Here is a 17,309-nt window from a genome sequence, read left to right on the forward strand (position 1 = left end):
GTTTAGAGTCGTTCTAAATAACATTTTGAGTTTGTTTCGATTTTTGATTCAAAAAAATATCGCTATGGGTTCTCAAGAAATTATAAAAATTGAAGACGACTTTACGCTGATCCGTTTTCAAAATGACGGTCTGGAGCCATTTTATGCACAGCATGAAATAATAGGTACTGGCCTGATACAGTTTCACTTCGGGATAAAAGGAAATGCAAAATTTTTATTCAATCAAGGCAATTATGCTTTAGAATTGAAAGAAGAAAAATCACTGCTTTTATACAATCCGCAGAAAGAATTACCGCTAAATTTAGAATTGGCTCCAAACTCTTGGGCGATTTCGGTAATTGTATCGATTAAAAAATTTCACGCGTTGTTTTCTGCTGAAGCCGATTATATTACTTTTTTGAGTCCTGATAATAAAGACAAAAAGTATTATAACGAAGGAAATATCAGTCCGTCAATGGCGATTGTGCTGAGTCAGTTGTTTCATTATAATCTTCATCCGTCTATAAAAAACCTTTATTATAAAGGAAAAGGATATGAATTATTGAGTTTGTATTTTAATAGAACAGAAGATCCAAATGCAGAACAATGTCCGTTTTTAATTGATGAAGATAACGTTTTAAAAATCCGAAAAGCCAAAGAAATTATTATCGCTAATATGGCCGAACCGCCAGGACTGCAAGAACTGGCAGATGAAATTGGTTTGAATTTGAAGAAACTTAAAATGGGTTTCAAACAAATTTACGGCGATACGGTATACGGTTTCCTTTTTGATTACAAAATGGATTTCGCCCGAAAACTTTTAGACAGCGGATCTTATAATGTAAACGAAGTAGGTTTGAAAATAGGTTACAGTACAGGAAGTCACTTTATTGCGGCATTTAAGAAAAAGTTCGCCACGACTCCAAAGAAGTATTTAATGTCGATTAATGCGAATGTTTAATGCTTAAAAGATATTCAATAGCTTTATTGTTTTTTCTAATGCTGTCTTGTAAATCAAAAGAAGAAAAAATGTTTTTTGATTTTGACAGTGTTGAATATTATTCATTGAATAAAAGCAAAGAGGAAGAAATGGGAGAGAACAATAGTAAAAGTATTGACAATGGTATTTTTGATAAAATTTTCTTCGATGATTATCCAGACAAGATAAATAATGGTATCTTTTATAAAACAATTAATTCAGAAGGATTTTCTAAGTTTAAGTTATCTCAAAAAGACGCCGAATATTTAAAAAGCGATATTTTTTTGGAGAAATCTTCTTTAAAGATGTTAGAAAATGTATATGCTTGTGCTCCTCAGTATAGAGATATTTTAGTTTTTAAAAAGAAAAATCAAATTTCAGGTATAGCTAAGATTTGTCTTTCCTGCCGTCAATTTTATCTTATTAGTTCTAAAAAAGAAATTGAAATAGAAAATTTTGGAACAGAGAAAGAGTTTAAATTGTTAGGAAAACTATTCGATAAATATAAAAAAGATAAAAATTAAAGATGTTTTCAAATATCAATTTTATAAATAAGTACATAATTAAAAAGTAATAAATATCATATTTCGGTAAAGTATCATGAAATACTTTTGACGAAATTTAAAAAACAAATAAAAAGCTTAAAGCAAAAGAACATAATGAAAGGCGTATTATTAGTAAATCTTGGATCTCCAGAAAGTCCAACTCCAAAAGATGTAAAACCATATTTAGATGAATTTTTAATGGATAAATACGTGATTGACGTTCCGTATTTATTGAGAGCATTATTAGTTCGAGGTATTATTTTAAGAAAAAGACCAGAAGAATCTGCGCACGCTTACGCAAAAATCTGGTGGGAAGAAGGTTCACCGTTAGTTGTTCTTTCAGAAAGAATGCAGAAAAAAGTACAGCCTTTAGTAAATGTTCCAGTTTCTTTAGCAATGCGTTATGGAAGTATGACCATTGAAAAAGGGCTTCAAGAATTGAGCGATAAAGGAGTTACAGATGTAATGCTTTTTCCATTATATCCGCAATATGCAATGGCTTCTACTTTGACTATTTTAGTAAAAGCAGAGGAAATTCGTAAGAAGAAATTCCCACACATGAAGTTTACAGATGTTCCGGCATTTTACAACAAACCTGATTATATCAAGAATTTAGCCGATTCAATCCAGAAACATTTAGTTGGTTTTGATTATGATCATTTATTGTTTTCTTACCACGGAATTCCAGAGCGTCATATTCGCAAAACGGATGTAACTAAATCGCATTGTAAAATTGACGGTTCTTGTTGCAACACGCCTTCACCAGCGCACGAATTTTGTTATCGCCACCAATGTTACGAAACAACGAAACAAGTTGTAAAGTTATTGGGACTTCCTGAAGATAAATACAGCCTGACATTTCAATCGCGTTTAGCGGGAGATAAATGGTTGGAACCTTATACCGATGTTGAAATTGATAACATGCCTGCAAAAGGAATCAAGAAATTGGCAGTTGTTACACCAGCTTTCGTTTCAGATTGTTTAGAGACTTTAGAAGAAATCGCCATGCGTGCCAAAGAAGATTTTGAAGCAAATGGAGGAGAAGAGTTCTTAGCGATTCCATGTCTGAATGATGATGATGAATGGTGCCAGACAGTTTCTAATTGGATTAATGATTGGGCGAAATAATATTTAGTTTCAAGTTTCAGGTTTCAAGTTTTTCTCAAAGTTGATAACTTGAAACTTTAAACCTGAAACTTTAAACCGAAAATAATGGAATACTATAATTACTTAAAATCACTGCACCTCATTTTTGTAATTACTTGGTTTGCGGGTTTGTTTTATATTGTGCGTTTGTTTGTGTACCAAATTGAAGCCAATCAAAAACCTTCGCCAGAAAAAGAGATTTTACAGGCGCAATACAAAATAATGGCCTACCGTTTGTGGTATATTATTACATGGCCTTCGGCGGTTTTGGCGAGTATTTTTGCTTTTTGGATGTTGTTTTTTACAGATGCAGGAAGCGTTTGGATCAAAATGCCGTGGATGCACGTAAAATTATGTTTCGTTTTTCTTTTATATTTATATCACGGAAAATGTCATCAGATTTTTAAACAGCTGCAAAACGATGAGGTAAAATATACCAATAATTTTATGCGTTTATGGAATGAAGGTGCAACGATAATTTTGTTTGCCGTTGTCTTTTTAGTAGTTTTAAAAAGTGCGATCAACTGGATTTTCGGCGTAATCGGAATTATATTATTCTCCGTTTTAATTATGCTGGGATTTCGTTTTTATAAGCGCATTCGAGAAAAAAAATAAAATCAGTTTGCCACGAGTTACACGAATTAGCACGAATTTCTTTTTGTAATATTTGCCACAGATTAAATGGATTTTAATGATTTTTTAGCGTTGCGTATAATCCCATTAATCATTTTAATCTGTGGCAGAAAAAAATAATTAGCGTAAATTCGTGTAACTCGTGGCAAAAAAGAAAATTATGCTAAACAACTTCAAAATGACAATGCTTTCGCTTCGTACCAGGATTTTCCTGTCGATGATTGTATTGATTGTGGTGGCATCTTTTTTATTGGCTTCGATTTCGATTATTCAGTTTAAAACCGAAGCCAAAGAATACCATCAGGAACGTTTAGAACGAAAAGAAAATGCCGTAAAAGAACACATCAATTATGTTCTGGCGACTACAACTTATCCGCTAAAAACTCAGAATTTAGATTTAATCTTTAAAGATAAAATCCACGAGTTAGCGCAGATTCATAAAATTGAAATCAACATTTACAGTTTGGATGGAAAACTTTTAAAATCATCCAAAGAGTCTTTTGCTGTAGATAAAATTGCACCGCCAATTCCGGAATATATTCTGAAACTAGTTCGTTCTTCCATCGAAAAACGTTTTGTGGATATTAAAACCATCGACGGAGTCAAAAACCGCTCTTCATACAGTTTAATTAAAGACGAAAAATTCAAACCGCTTGGAATCCTGAATCTTCCTTATTTAGAAGACGATGGTTATTATGATAACGAATTGAATACTTTCCTAATTCGTCTGAGTCAGGTCTATTCTTTTATGCTGATTGTTGCTTTTGCATTGGCGTATTTCCTTTCAACGTATATCACGAAATCATTAAAAACGATTTCAGAGAGACTAGAAGAGACTAATCTGGATCAGAAAAACGAAAAAATTGTTTTGGAAGCCAACAGTAAAGAAGTTAATTTCTTGATTAGAGCTTATAACGGAATGGTAGACAAACTGGAAACCAGTGCTATCAAACTAGCGCAAAGCGAACGTGAAGAAGCTTGGCGTGAAATGGCGAAACAGGTCGCGCACGAAATTAAAAATCCGCTTACACCGATGCGTTTGACGGTTCAGAGTTTCCAAAGAAAATTCGATCCTGCGGCTCCAGATGTAAAACAAAAAATGAATGATTACTCCGAAACTTTAATTCAGCAGATAGATACAATGACAGCTGTTGCTTCCGCATTTTCGAACTTTGCTTCGATGCCAGCACAGCAAAATGAAACGCTGAATGTAGTTGAGGTTGTCGAATTGGCTTTGGATATCTTCAACGAAGATTATATTTCTTTTGAAAAAGAAGAAGAAGAAATCATTTCCAAAATGGATCGTACGCAATTGATTCGCGTAATTACCAACTTGGTTAAAAATGCTACTCAGGCTATTCCAGAAAGTCAATTTCAGAAATCGATAGTAGTTTCGGTAAAAAGGCGAAATAACGATGTTGAAATTGCTGTAAAAGACAACGGAATCGGTATTCAGAAACAAGATATCGGAAGAATTTTCGAACCAAAATTTACTACCAAAACCAGCGGTATGGGACTTGGACTCGGAATTATCAAAAACATTATCGAAAATTACAAAGGAACAATTACCTTTGAGTCAACTTACGGAAAAGGAACAACATTTACGGTTTCTCTCCCTATCACCAACTCATAAAATATAGCGTCATGGATTACGAAAATATCTTAATTTCAATTGTAGAAAAAGTTGCTACCATCACTATTAACAGACCAACTAAATTAAATGCTTTAAACAAAGCAACCATTAGTGATCTGAGTAATGCTATTCAATCATTATCTAAAAATGATGATGTTCGTGTTATTATTTTAACCGGAAGCGGAGAGAAAGCCTTTGTTGCTGGAGCAGATATTTCGGAATTTGCAAATTATACTACTGTTGAAGGCGCACAATTAGCGGCAGAAGGACAGGAGTCTTTATTTGATTTCATCGAAAATCTTAAAAAGCCAGTTATTGCAGCCGTTAATGGTTTTGCTCTTGGTGGCGGATTAGAATTGGCAATGGCATGTCATTTTAGAGTTGCTTCGGATAATGCAAAAATGGGACTTCCAGAAGTAACTTTAGGATTAATTCCTGGTTATGGGGGAACACAGCGTTTACCGCAATTAGTTGGAAAAGGCCGTGCAATGGAAATGATTATGACCGCTGCAATGATTACTGCTGAACAAGCAAAAGATTACGGTTTGGTAAATCATGTTGTGCCTCAAGAAGAACTGTTGTCATTTACAACCGTAATCGCTCAGAAAATTATCAAAAATGCGCCATTTGCAATTGGAAAAGCAATCAAAGCGATTAATGCCAACTTTAAAGACGGTAAAAATGGTTTTGATACGGAAATAAAATCATTTGGAGAATGTTTTGGAACCGAGGATTTTAAAGAAGGAACCACAGCATTCTTAGAAAAACGTAAAGCTGAATTTACAGGAAAATAAGTTATTTCACAAAGTTACACAAAGACTTCGCAGAGATTCACAAAGAAAAAAAATTATATAAATCTTTGTGTAACTTTGCGAAGTCTTTGTGCAACTTTGCGGTAAAACACTAGACAAAGTTTGAAAACTTAGAATCTTAGCATCTCAGAACCTTAGCAACTTAAAAAAAAATGTACGAACCAATATTTGCCCTTTTTTGTGAACGAGTTAAAGAAAGCATCCAAAAAGGAACTTTCGCCAAACTGACTTTGGCAAAAACCATGGGCGATACAGAACTCAAAAATGTGTATTTCCGATTGGTTCTCAATGAAGATAATACATTCTCAATTTCGCTGACTTTTAGATATAAAACAGAAGAAATAGAAAGCATTCATACTTTAGATGAAGCCTTACTAGTTTTAGGCACTCACATTAAAAATCCTTTTTTGACGGCACTTTTATTTACAACTGAAGATGATGTGACTTTCAAAGTAAATAAAAAGAACGCTGGAAGTATAATCGAACAAGCACCAACTTTTAAAAATGCTTCGCCAGTTATGCTGGAAATGATTGAAAAGGGAATTGTTTAATAATAATTAATTTGTCAGGCTGAGCGAAGTGGAAGCCTACGTTTGCTGAATCGCTTTGCGGTGCTTCGACTTCGCTCAGCCTGACAGAAAAAACCTTGTTCAAACTCTTAGCGTATCTCTGTGAAACTTCTTTGTGAATCTCTGCGAAATAAGAATTAAACCAGCTTCACAAACAAATTAGAAGCAATTTTATTTGAAATCGATAATTCGGTACCATTTACTTTAATTTTAACCGATAAATCGAAAGATTCTTTAGAAAGGAATTCGATTTTAGACCCTAAAGCAATTCCTTGTTTGTCTAGATATTTTAAAAATTCTGAAGAAGTATCTTTTACGCCAACACAAACTCCGGTTTGATTCTCTTCAAGCTCTGATAAAAGCTGTTTTTCGATTTTGATAATTCTTCCATTCGCGTCTGGAATTGGATCTCCATGCGGATCTTCGGTTGGATTTCCAAGAAAATCATCCAGACGATTAATCAATTGTTCCGATTTGATGTGTTCCAACTGTTCTGCAATATCGTGGACTTCATCCCAGCTAAAGTTTAGTTTTTCCACCAAAAACACTTCCCAAAGACGATGTTTTCTCACAATCATTTTAGCAGCCAGTTTTCCGTTTTCGGTTAAAGAAACCCCTTGGTATTTTTTATAATTTACTAAATCTTTCTCAGCCAGTTTTTTAAGCATATCGGTTACAGAGGAAGCTTTCGTTTCCATAATTTCCGCAATAGCATTTGTGCTCACTTCGGTTTCTAATGCCGCTGTCAAGTGATAGATCGATTTAAGGTAATTTTCTTCTGAAAAGGTCATTTTTTTAAGCTTCTAAGTTTCTAAGATGCTGAGGTTCTAAGTTTTCTTTTCAGGCTTTTTAATAAAAACCTTAGAATCTTAGCAGCTTAGCATCTTAGAAACTTTATTTAACAATCAACAAAGGTATTGAAATTTTATGTCTCAATTTGTCTACTGTTGTGCCAAAAAGAATATCTTTCAATCCAGTGTGGCCGTGGGTTCCCATGACTAGAATGTCAAAATTTCCTTCGTTTATAATTTTCGGAATTATTTTGTTTGGTTTTCCAAAACCAAGTTCTGTTTTGATCTTGAATCCTTTGTCTGAAAGCATGTCCTTGTATTTCAGCAATAATTTCTCATCGATTGTGGTTTCGTGATCGTGAACATGAACGCCATACATTAAGGCTCCGACCGTTTCTACAATGTGAATGAGGGTATATTCTGTGTCAATGCCACCCAATTCGAAGGCTTTGTTTAAGGCAGCTTCATCGGCATGTGAGAAATCTACAGAGACTGCAATGTTTTTGATGCTTTGGCTTTCTCTTGGCGAAAACTTCAATTTTAAATTGTGCGGTGAATGATTTATTGCTTTTGATTTGAATTTGGCAATAAATGGTTTGAAAACAATGTACAGCAATAAAACGGAGAATGCGATAGCTAATGGAACAACCGTAAACCAAAGAACCATTGGGTGATTGGAGCTTGCTAACCACGAAGTAATTTCGTCATAAACCAATTTCGCGTTTAGAGAAACAATGATCGTCGCAATAATCCATGAAACAACCTGAGTCGTTCTAGAAATATGAAAACCATTCATTTTCGATTTATCACTCACAAAATGGATAAGCGGAATAATAGCAAAACCCAATTGCAAACTCAAAATGACCTGACTAAGGATTAACAGTTTTCCGGTCACGCTTTCTCCATAAATCAAAATCACGATTACGGCAGGAATAATGGCGATTAAACGTGTAATGATTCTTCGTACCCAAGGCTGAATTCTAAAATGCAGATACCCTTCCATTACGATTTGACCTGCAAGTGTTCCTGTTACGGTCGAACTTTGTCCGGCAGCAATTAGCGCAATAGCAAATAAAGCTGGTGCCCATTTTGTTCCCAGTAGTGGTTCTAAAAATTTGTGCGCGTCTTGAATTTCAGCCACTTCATACATTCCGTTTTTATGGAAAGTGGCTGCTGCCAGAATTAAAATAGCTGCATTTACAAAGAAAGCAAGATTTAAAGCGATAGTAGAATCTATAAAGTTATATTTTAAAGCTTGCTTGATTCCAGCAGGAGTTCGATCAAATTTTCTTGTTTGCACTAAAGACGAATGCAAGTAAAGGTTGTGAGGCATTACAGTTGCACCGATAATTCCGATTGCAATATATAAAGCAGCTGAATTTGGAATGGAGGGAATTAGTCCTTGTAAAACTTTGCCCATTTCTGGTTCTGCAAAAATCATTTCGAAAATAAAAGAAAATCCAATTATGGCAACCAAAGCGATAATGAAGGCTTCCATCTTGCGAATTCCTTTATTAATCAGGAAAAGCAGTAAAAAAGTGTCTAAAACGGTAATTAGAACGGCTTCAAGTAATGGAATTCCGAAAAGCAGATTAATTCCGATTGCCATTCCAAGCACTTCTGCCAGATCGCAGGCTGCAATGGCAATTTCAGCAAGAAAATATAAAATGTAATTGATGTATTTGGAATAGGTTTCTCGAGAGGCTTGTGCGAGGTCGCGCTGTGTTACAATTCCGAGGCGCGCACTTAAGCTCTGTAAAAGCAACGCCATTAAATTGCTCATTAATAAAACCCAAACCAAAGTGTATCCGAATTGGCTTCCGCCGGCAATGTCAGTCGCCCAGTTTCCTGGATCCATGTAGCCAACACTTACTAAATATGCAGGGCCTAAGAAGGCTAAAATTTTTCTAAAACCTTTTTTTTTGTTTTCTGTAGAAACCGATTCGTGGACTTCTTCTAAAGATTTGGTCATTGTAAAAGTATTGTTTTCACAAATATAGAGAAAAATTATATTCGCGAAACAATATTTTTAGACGAGTCTAAAAGTTAAATGTTAGAATTTAAACAATTCGGACATAATCCTGATAACGTAAAATTGATTTCGTTTACTTTATAATTGTGCGGCATAATGTAACTCGGCTTTACAGTCTCAAGGCAAGTAATCTCATGACAATTCTCGCAACTAAAGTGAGCATGGTTATGAATGTGTACACGCTGATGCGAATGATTGCATTTGGCATACTTTACCGTTCCATCCAAATTCGAAATTTTATGAATTACATCTTCATTAATCAAACGATCCAAAATTCTGTAAATGGTAACGCGATCGCATAAATCATTTAATTGTTTCTGAATTTCGGTATGCGAAAGAGCCGTTTTAGATTTCTCAAACACCTCTAAAACAGCCGTCTTTGCTGCGGTATTACGTGTAGTCTTCATTTTTTACGAAATTAAAATTTAAACGCAACAATGTTGCAATTGATAAAATTGTATATATTTGCAACAAAATTGCATTAAGCAAAAGTACACATAATGAAGAAAATAAGCACATCCTTTTACGATATTTTAGGAATTTCGAGCGCGACCATTTGTCTGGTGCATTGTTTGATTTTTCCTCTTTTAACGATTCTTCCTTTAGGATTGAGTCACAACCCAATTATAGATTTGCTATTTGCTTCGATAGGATTATTTGCAATTCTCAAAATTATAAAAAAATCAGCTCTGTTGGTATCGTCAATTTTGGTTGTTTCAATGGCGTTGATTTGGATTAGTATTTTGACAGAACTCTTTTTCGAAATTCATCTTGATCTGATTTATTTTGGAGGAATTGGAATGATCATCGGGCATTTAATCAATTACAAATTACACAGAAAACAAAATCATTAAAAATAGAAATATGGAACAGAAGCATTTTGAAGTGATTATCATTGGTGGCAGTTACAGCGGATTATCTGCCGCAATGAGTTTAGGACGTTCATTACGTCAGGTTTTGGTTATCGACAGCGGTTTGCCTTGCAACAGACAGACACCGCATTCTCATAATTTTATTACTCAAGATGGCGAGAAGCCAGCAGTTATTTCGGCGAAAGCCAAATTACAAGTCGACATTTATAAAACTGTTCAATTTTACAATGGACTTGCGATAAAAGCACTTAAAACAGAAGGCGGTTTCGAGATTACAACCGAATCTGGAGAAATCTTTACAGCAAGAAAAGTATTGTTTGCGACGGGAGTTAAGGATCTGCTTCCTGAAATTGAAGGTTTTGCAGCTTGTTGGGGAATTTCGGTTTTACATTGTCCGTATTGTCACGGCTATGAAGTTAAAAACAAGAAAACTGCGATTATAGCCAATGGAGAAATGGGATTTGAATTTGCTAAATTAATCTCCAATTGGACAAAAGACTTGAGATTATGCACCAACGGAAAATCGGAATTGAGTTTAGAACAAACACAAATTCTTAAAAATCATGGTGTTCAGATTTTCGAAGAAGAAATAGATTCTTTTGAGCATAATGAGGGTTATATTAAAAGGATCATTTTTAAAAACGGAGAAAAAGTGGAGGTAAAAGCTATTTATGCTAGGCCGCCTTTTGAACAGCATTGTCCAATTCCTGAAACTTTGGGATGCGATAGTAACGAACAAGGTTTGTTAAAAGTAGATGGCATGCAGAAAACAAATATTGCTGGAATTTTTGCTAGCGGAGATTGCACAACACAAATGCGATCTGTAGCCATTGCGGTTTCTACAGGTTCTTTTGCTGGCGCGGTAATTAATAAAGAACTTATTGACGAAGATTTTTAATACATGTGCAAAATTATCTCGCAAAGACGCAGAGTCGCAAAGCTTTTTTTTATAGAACTTGGCGACTCTGCGTCTTTGCGAGATTAAATAAAATTAATTACGATTCTTAAAAATGGAAATGTAACAGATTGAACTCAATCAGTTTGAAATTTTTGTTTTAAGAATGAATGTTTGTCGAATTTAATTTTTAGTTTTGTCTAAATTTAATTTTACAACAATGAAATATTTATTTTTGACAATATTAATAATTTCAACACAAAGCATTTTCTCTCAGAATATTTCTGGAAAAGTAGAAAGTATAATTCCTATTGGTCAGGAAATTACCATTCGTTTATTAAATACAAACTTTAGAACACAAACCGATTCTTTAGGACTTTATAAATTAGAAAATATTCCTAGCGGGACATATAAAATAAATGTAACCTCAACAGGATTCAAACCCATAACGCAAAGAATTTCAGTTTTAGAAAATGAAAATCTGAATTTGGATTTTGAATTAGAAGAAGATCAAAATGAATTGAACGAAGTGGTAGTTTCAGGAACTTTAAAACCTGTAAAACGATTAGAAAGTGCCGTTCCTGTTGAGGTATATTCGCCAACTTTCTTCAAGAAAAACCCAACCCCTAGTATTTACGATGCGCTTCAGAACATAAATGGTGTCCGCCCGCAACTCAATTGTGGCGTTTGTAACACAGGCGACATTCATATAAACGGATTGGAAGGTCCGTACACTTTGGTTATGATAGACGGAATGCCAATTGTAAGCAGCCTTTCGACAGTTTACGGTTTGTCTGGAATTCCGAATTCTTTGGTGGAACGAATCGAGATCGTAAAAGGTCCAGCTTCTTCTCTTTACGGAAGCGAAGCGGTTGGAGGTTTGATTAATATTATCACTAAAAATCCAACGAATGCACCAACTTTTTCTGCTGATTATTTTACAACTTCTTATTTTGAAAGCAATCTCGATTTAGGAACGAAATTTAATGTTGGAAAAAAAGCAACTTCGCTTATCGGAATTAATTACTTCAACTACGATCAAGTTATAGATAAAGACAAAGATAATTTTACCGATGTTACGCTTTCTGAACGTATTTCGGTTTTTAATAAATGGAGTTTTAAACGAAATCATAACCGATTATTTACCATTGCAGCGCGCGGAATGTACGAAGATCGTTGGGGCGGAGATATTCGTTGGGAGAAAAAATACCGTGGTGGCGATGAAATTTACGGCGAAAGCATTTACACCAAAAGAGCTGAATTAATTGGAAGTTACCAATTGCCGTTTGAAGAAAAATTGATGCTTTCCTTCTCTGGAAATGTTCATTATCAGGACAGCCGTTACGGGACAACATCTTATATTGCCAATCAGAAAATTGGATTTTTACAGCTGACTTGGGATAAAAAAATTGGTCGAAACGATTTATTAGCAGGAATCGCAAGCCGATATACCTATTATGACGATAACACGACTGCAACCAAAGAGGCTGAAAATACTTGGCTTCCAGGAATTTTTGTTCAAGACGAAATTACCTTTTCTCCAAAAAGTCAGGTTTTGTTAGGAATGCGTTACGATTATAACTCCATTCATGGCTCTATTTTTACACCAAGATTTGCTTACAGATTTAAGGCAAGCGAAAACACCATTTTTAGATTAAATGCTGGAACGGGTTTTAGAGTTGTGAATTTGTTTACCGAAGATCATGCGGCGTTGACGGGCTCAAGAGATGTTATTATCAAAAATGATTTGAAACCAGAACAATCTGTAAATGTCAATTTGAATTATATTCAGAAAATCAATTTCGGAAACGGAACGTTTATGGGAATTGAAACGACTGCTTTCTATACGAGATTCAGTAATAAGATTATTTCAGATTACGAAACCAATCCAAACGAAATTATCTACGACAATATTGATGGTTATGCGATAAGCCAAGGAATCAGTACAAATGTCGATCTTAATTTTCCTTCTGGATTAAAATTTATTGTTGGAGCAACGGTTTTAGACAACAAAAATGTCGAAAACGGCATTTCGGAAAGGCCTTTTTTGACTGAGAATTTCACTGGAACTTGGAGTGTTTCATACAAAATTCAACCTTGGAATTTATCCATGGATTATACGGGAAATGTTTACAGTCCGATGAAATTGCCTTTGTTGAGCGAAACCGACCCAAGAAGTCCAAATTCGCCTTGGTATAGCATTCAGAACATTCAGTTTACGTATTCAGGATGGAAAGATTTTGAAGTTTATGGAGGAATTAAAAACTTGCTGAACTTTACACCAAAACAAAATAATCCGTTTTTGATTTCAAGAACGAATGATCCTTTCGATAAAAATGTGCAATATGATTCGGCAGGAAAAGCATTAGTAACACCAGATAATCCATACGGTTTGACATTTGATACGACTTATGTTTACGGACAGAACCAAACTATTCGCGGATTTTTGGGATTGCGATATACTTTTAGGTAAATTTATAGGCCACAGATTACACAGATTAAGAGGATTATACTTTTTGTCAAGCTGAGCGAAGTCGAAGCCCACGTCTAATTGGAACGCCTTTCGACTTCGTTCAGGGGACAAAAATTAATCAAAAAGCTTAGAGAATAAAAATCTTTTTTAATCATTTTAATCTGTGGCTAAAAAAACAAAAAAATGAAAAAACTGTTTCTATTTATTTTCTTCTTCGGGATAACTTCAACAGGATTCTGCCAATTAAAAAGCAGAACTTTTGAAGAAATAGATAGCTTGCAACAAATTCAGAAACGAAAAATCATTGTTTTCATCCATACCGATTGGTGTCAGTTTTGCCAAAGAATGAAAGCGACAACTTTCAAGAATCAAGAGATAATAGAAAAACTAAACTCCGATTTCTATTTTATTGATTTCAATGCAGAGGAAAAACGAGATGTTAGATTTAATAATCACAATTTTAAATTTCAACCTTCGGGTAATAATGTTGGTGTTCATGAATTGGCATTAGAGCTTGGAACGATAAACAACCAAATAGCGTATCCTATTTTATGTGTTTTGAACGATAAGAATGAAATTATCTTTCAATACAACAATTATATGGCACTAAAAGATTTTAAAGTGCTATTAGAAAATCTGGAAAAGTAAATTTTCTTATTTTTGAGAATGAATTCTTCACAAATCCCACATTTCGACTACATTTTTACAGGAACTGGACTAGCATCTTTGATGACGGTTTATAAAATGGTTTTGTCTGGAAAATTCTCCGATAAGTCAATTTTATTGCTCGATAAGAATTCGAAGAAAATCAATGACAGAACCTGGTGTTTTTGGGAGAAAGAAGAAAGTGTTTGGAATTCGGTTATTTCAAAAAAATGGTATTCGGCCTTATTTGCCAATGAAAATTTCAAACGTGATATGGATCTCAAACCCTATTCATATAATAAAATTAAGGGTTTAGATTTTTATGATTTTGTTTTTAAAACCATTTCAAAACAATCCAATATTACTTTTTTAAACGAAAAAGTGACCGATATCAACGAATTGGAAACGCACGTTTTTGTTGGAACAGAAGAGAATCGATATACTGGCAATTATCTTTTCAATAGCATTTATACTAAGGCTTTCGCCGAAAGGCAAAACAAATATCCCGTTTTACAACAGCATTTTGTGGGTTGGTTTGTGAAAACGAAAAAGGAAGTTTTCAATGCAGAGGAAGTCACTTTCATGGATTTTTCTATTGAACAAAAAGGAAATACGAGATTTATGTATGTTTTGCCAACTTCAAAAACAGAGGCTTTGGTTGAATATACTTTATTTTCGGAAAAACTCCTTCCGAAAGAAGAATACGAAAAAGCAATTGAACTTTATCTGAAAAAATTAGGAACAGAAAACTACGAAATTCTCGAAAAAGAGGAGGGAAGTATTCCAATGACTTGCTATCCTTTTTGGAATAAAAACACCAAACGGGTTTTGAATATTGGCACAGCTGGCGGCTGGACAAAAGCCAGTACAGGTTATACTTTTAAAAACGCAGATAAAAAATCTTCAGATTTGGTGGAGTTTATTCAAGAGAAAGATTTCGAAATGAAAAGCTTTCATAAAAAGTCTAAGTTTTGGTTTTACGATTTATTGCTTTTGGATATTCTCTATCGTCATAACGAACTGGGAAGTTCTATCTTCTCTTCCTTATTTCGAAAAGGAAACCCAAAACTGATTTTCAAATTTTTAGATGAAGAAACAAGTTTTTCTGAAGATGTTAAAGTTATTTTAAAGTGTCCAAAAATCCCATTTATTAAAGCGTTATTTAGAGTGATTTTTCTTTCAAATAAATCTAACTAAACGTAACCATTGAAAAACATTATTCTAGGATTCAGTTTATTTTTTACTCTTTTATCGTTTGGACAAGTGTCTAAAAACAAAGCGCAAGATGAGATTGTTACTCAATATCTCGACAGTTGTGCTTATAAGCATAATTATGTTTTTGAAATGTCTGAATGGCAAAATTGTATTAACGAGGGCTTGAAAAAAGACAGTACAATTGCCTATTTATGGCAACAGAAAGCAATGCCGTATTTTAAATGTAAAAAGTATGAAGTTGGAATGCCATATTTAGATAAAGCAGTTTTCTATGATAAAGAACGCTGGCTTTCTTATCGCGCTTTTATGAAATGCATTTTTTCACATGATTACAAAGCGGCCATTGTTGATTTTGATGAAGCTATAAAATTATACGGAAATAGCTATGTTATGGACCATTCTTTTAATTTTTATAAAGCGCTATGTTATCTTCAGTTAAATGAATACGAAAAAGCAGAAAAGCTTTTGGATGATTATGTGAACGATATTTACAAAAACAGACAGCAATTAGAACATCCTACAGCTTACTTCTATCAAGGAATTGCAAAGTATGAACTTAAAAAATGGGATGAAGCAATTGCTATTTTTGATAAAGCATTAAAAATATATCCAGAATTCTCAGATGCTAAATATTTTAAAGCGATTTGCTGGCTCAAGCAAGGTAAATCTCGAGATGAAGTTATCGCATTGGTTGGCATAGCAAGAGAAGATGCCTCAAAAGGATTTTCGATAAACGAAGACAATACTATTTATGAGATGTATCCGTATCAAAAGAAATTTGGTAAGTAGTATTTTATAATCGTAAAAAATAGTTGATAGCCCCAAGAATGTGGTTTTTATTATGGATAAATAGAAGCTGGTGAGAATAAAATGTCTTATTGTTTTATTGTAAAAACTTTCAAGGGTAATTATAGATTTACATTCTATCTAGATTTGTTCATTGTCTAAAGACATAATATGTCTGTTATGATAGACAATTAACGATAAAAGAATTTGTAAATTAATAAGAATGGCCAAGCCTCTAAAATTTGATGAAGAAACGGAAGCAATAGCTGAAATTTGTAAAGCCCTCGGGCATCCGACAAGAGTTCAGATTATGACTCTTCTTTGGAAAAGAGATCAAAGGACTTGTGGTGAAATAGTTGAATTAATTCCATTGGCACAATCCACGATATCCAAGCATTTGTTAGAGCTAAAAAAGGCAAATCTGGTTCAGATACAATATGAAGGCAAGAAGACCATTTATTCTGTTGGAGTAGATAATATTAATGCCCTAAAAAAATATTGCAGCAGTTATCTTTCGACAATTGAAATTTCTGAAGAAAATAAAGAAACAGTTTTAACTACGAAGCATAAAGTAAGAGGAAGGAATAGTCATTTGAAGAAATATAATTATCAGTTTCCGCATAAAAAGCCAAAAGAGGAAACCGAAGGGATTGCCGAAAATTGGAGTAAAGAGGGCGAACACATACTATATAAAATTTAATATTAAACTATAACAAAACTTTATACTTCAAATTAACTAGTTGCGAGTAAACTTTGTAACTTTGCAGTTCAAAAAGTACAATTTAAAACAAAAGAATATGTATCCACTAGATATGGTAAAACCAATGGAAGCTGAATTAACAGCAGCTGGTTTTCAAGATTTACATAGTGCTGAAGCTGTTGAGAATGCTATCAAAGCTGAAGGTACCACTTTAGTTGTTGTAAACTCTGTTTGCGGGTGTGCTGCAAGAAATGCACGTCCGGGAGCAAAAATGAGTTTGGATAATGCTAAAAAACCAGATCATTTAATTACTGTTTTTGCAGGTGTTGACAAAGAAGCTGTTGATGCTGCAAGACAACATATGTTTCCATTTCCTCCATCTTCGCCATCTATGGCTTTGTTCAAAAACGGAGAATTGGTTCACATGTTAGAGCGTCACCACATCGAAGGACGTCCAGCTGAATTAATTGCTGAGAATTTGCAAGATGCGTTTAACGAGTTTTGTTAATTTTAAGATACTAAGTTGCTAAGATTCTGAGATACTAATTTTAGGATTAAAGTGACAATGATTTAAAACTAAAAAGCACTATTTTAATAGTGCTTT

At 34.0% G+C, this 17,309-nt stretch carries 18 protein-coding genes; 15 read left to right on the forward strand and 3 right to left on the reverse strand.

What is annotated here, in order from left to right; translation table 11 throughout:
- The first annotated feature begins 64 nt into the window (after nucleotides 1-64).
- The 7 genes from NCC77_RS05640 to NCC77_RS05670 all read left to right on the forward strand — a co-directional run bounded on the left by NCC77_RS05640 (nucleotide 65) and on the right by NCC77_RS05670 (nucleotide 6,278).
- Entirely contained in the window at nucleotides 65-940 is an 876-nt protein-coding gene (locus NCC77_RS05640) for a helix-turn-helix domain-containing protein (protein ID WP_095930219.1), read from the forward strand.
- A gap of 68 nt (nucleotides 941-1,008) precedes the next feature.
- The gene (locus NCC77_RS05645; RefSeq protein ID WP_250834713.1) at nucleotides 1,009-1,482 is read left to right on the forward strand and encodes a hypothetical protein; all 474 of its coding nucleotides are present in this window, start codon (nucleotides 1,009-1,011) and stop codon (nucleotides 1,480-1,482) included.
- A gap of 135 nt (nucleotides 1,483-1,617) precedes the next feature.
- The gene (hemH, locus tag NCC77_RS05650) at nucleotides 1,618-2,631 is read left to right on the forward strand and encodes a ferrochelatase (protein WP_250834714.1); all 1,014 of its coding nucleotides are present in this window, start codon (nucleotides 1,618-1,620) and stop codon (nucleotides 2,629-2,631) included.
- 84 nt (nucleotides 2,632-2,715) lie between these two features.
- On the forward strand, nucleotides 2,716-3,264 hold the full coding sequence (locus NCC77_RS05655; protein ID WP_250834715.1) for a CopD family protein: 549 nt from the start codon (nucleotides 2,716-2,718) through the stop codon (nucleotides 3,262-3,264).
- A gap of 235 nt (nucleotides 3,265-3,499) precedes the next feature.
- Nucleotides 3,500-4,915 (forward strand): sensor histidine kinase, encoded by a 1,416-nt coding sequence (locus NCC77_RS05660; RefSeq protein ID WP_095930222.1) that lies wholly within the window; start codon nucleotides 3,500-3,502, stop codon nucleotides 4,913-4,915.
- 11 nt (nucleotides 4,916-4,926) lie between these two features.
- Complete coding sequence (locus NCC77_RS05665) at nucleotides 4,927-5,709, forward strand: enoyl-CoA hydratase/isomerase family protein (RefSeq protein ID WP_250834716.1); 783 nt, start codon at nucleotides 4,927-4,929, stop codon at nucleotides 5,707-5,709.
- A 170-nt stretch (nucleotides 5,710-5,879) separates the two neighbouring features.
- Entirely contained in the window at nucleotides 5,880-6,278 is a 399-nt protein-coding gene (locus NCC77_RS05670) for a hypothetical protein (RefSeq protein ID WP_250834717.1), read from the forward strand.
- A gap of 155 nt (nucleotides 6,279-6,433) precedes the next feature.
- On the opposite strand, the gene NCC77_RS05675 is transcribed toward NCC77_RS05670, so the two are convergent.
- The 3 genes from NCC77_RS05675 to NCC77_RS05685 all read right to left on the reverse strand — a co-directional run bounded on the left by NCC77_RS05675 (nucleotide 6,434) and on the right by NCC77_RS05685 (nucleotide 9,526).
- Entirely contained in the window at nucleotides 6,434-7,087 is a 654-nt protein-coding gene (locus tag NCC77_RS05675) for a metal-dependent transcriptional regulator (RefSeq protein WP_250834718.1), read from the reverse strand.
- A gap of 103 nt (nucleotides 7,088-7,190) precedes the next feature.
- Complete coding sequence (locus NCC77_RS05680; protein WP_250834719.1) at nucleotides 7,191-9,059, reverse strand: Nramp family divalent metal transporter; 1,869 nt, start codon at nucleotides 9,057-9,059, stop codon at nucleotides 7,191-7,193.
- 74 nt (nucleotides 9,060-9,133) lie between these two features.
- A complete protein-coding gene (locus NCC77_RS05685) occupies nucleotides 9,134-9,526 on the reverse strand; it encodes a Fur family transcriptional regulator (protein WP_177211585.1) in 393 nt (130 codons plus the stop codon).
- A gap of 93 nt (nucleotides 9,527-9,619) precedes the next feature.
- Between NCC77_RS05685 and NCC77_RS05690 the strand changes: the two genes are divergently transcribed.
- The 8 genes from NCC77_RS05690 to NCC77_RS05725 all read left to right on the forward strand — a co-directional run bounded on the left by NCC77_RS05690 (nucleotide 9,620) and on the right by NCC77_RS05725 (nucleotide 17,213).
- Nucleotides 9,620-9,973: a MerC domain-containing protein gene (locus tag NCC77_RS05690; RefSeq protein ID WP_095930228.1), complete on the forward strand. Its 354-nt coding sequence runs from the start codon at nucleotides 9,620-9,622 to the stop codon at nucleotides 9,971-9,973.
- Nucleotides 9,974-9,983: 10 nt separating this feature from the next.
- Nucleotides 9,984-10,889: an NAD(P)/FAD-dependent oxidoreductase gene (locus NCC77_RS05695; RefSeq protein ID WP_250834720.1), complete on the forward strand. Its 906-nt coding sequence runs from the start codon at nucleotides 9,984-9,986 to the stop codon at nucleotides 10,887-10,889.
- 217 nt (nucleotides 10,890-11,106) lie between these two features.
- Complete coding sequence (locus tag NCC77_RS05700; RefSeq protein WP_250834721.1) at nucleotides 11,107-13,359, forward strand: TonB-dependent receptor; 2,253 nt, start codon at nucleotides 11,107-11,109, stop codon at nucleotides 13,357-13,359.
- A gap of 183 nt (nucleotides 13,360-13,542) precedes the next feature.
- Nucleotides 13,543-14,007 carry a thioredoxin family protein gene (locus tag NCC77_RS05705; protein ID WP_250834722.1) on the forward strand — a complete coding sequence of 155 codons (465 nt, stop codon included), beginning with the start codon at nucleotides 13,543-13,545 and terminating at the stop codon, nucleotides 14,005-14,007.
- 18 nt (nucleotides 14,008-14,025) lie between these two features.
- Nucleotides 14,026-15,201 carry a lycopene cyclase family protein gene (locus tag NCC77_RS05710; protein WP_250834723.1) on the forward strand — a complete coding sequence of 392 codons (1,176 nt, stop codon included), beginning with the start codon at nucleotides 14,026-14,028 and terminating at the stop codon, nucleotides 15,199-15,201.
- 9 nt (nucleotides 15,202-15,210) lie between these two features.
- Entirely contained in the window at nucleotides 15,211-16,008 is a 798-nt protein-coding gene (locus tag NCC77_RS05715) for a tetratricopeptide repeat protein (protein WP_250834724.1), read from the forward strand.
- Nucleotides 16,009-16,228: 220 nt separating this feature from the next.
- A complete protein-coding gene (locus NCC77_RS05720) occupies nucleotides 16,229-16,705 on the forward strand; it encodes an ArsR/SmtB family transcription factor (RefSeq protein WP_250834725.1) in 477 nt (158 codons plus the stop codon).
- Nucleotides 16,706-16,802: 97 nt separating this feature from the next.
- Complete coding sequence (locus NCC77_RS05725) at nucleotides 16,803-17,213, forward strand: BrxA/BrxB family bacilliredoxin (RefSeq protein ID WP_111284876.1); 411 nt, start codon at nucleotides 16,803-16,805, stop codon at nucleotides 17,211-17,213.
- The last annotated feature ends 96 nt before the right edge of the window (nucleotides 17,214-17,309 follow it).

This window comes from Flavobacterium tyrosinilyticum (assembly GCF_023656565.1).
In the GTDB taxonomy this organism is placed as follows: domain Bacteria; phylum Bacteroidota; class Bacteroidia; order Flavobacteriales; family Flavobacteriaceae; genus Flavobacterium; species Flavobacterium tyrosinilyticum.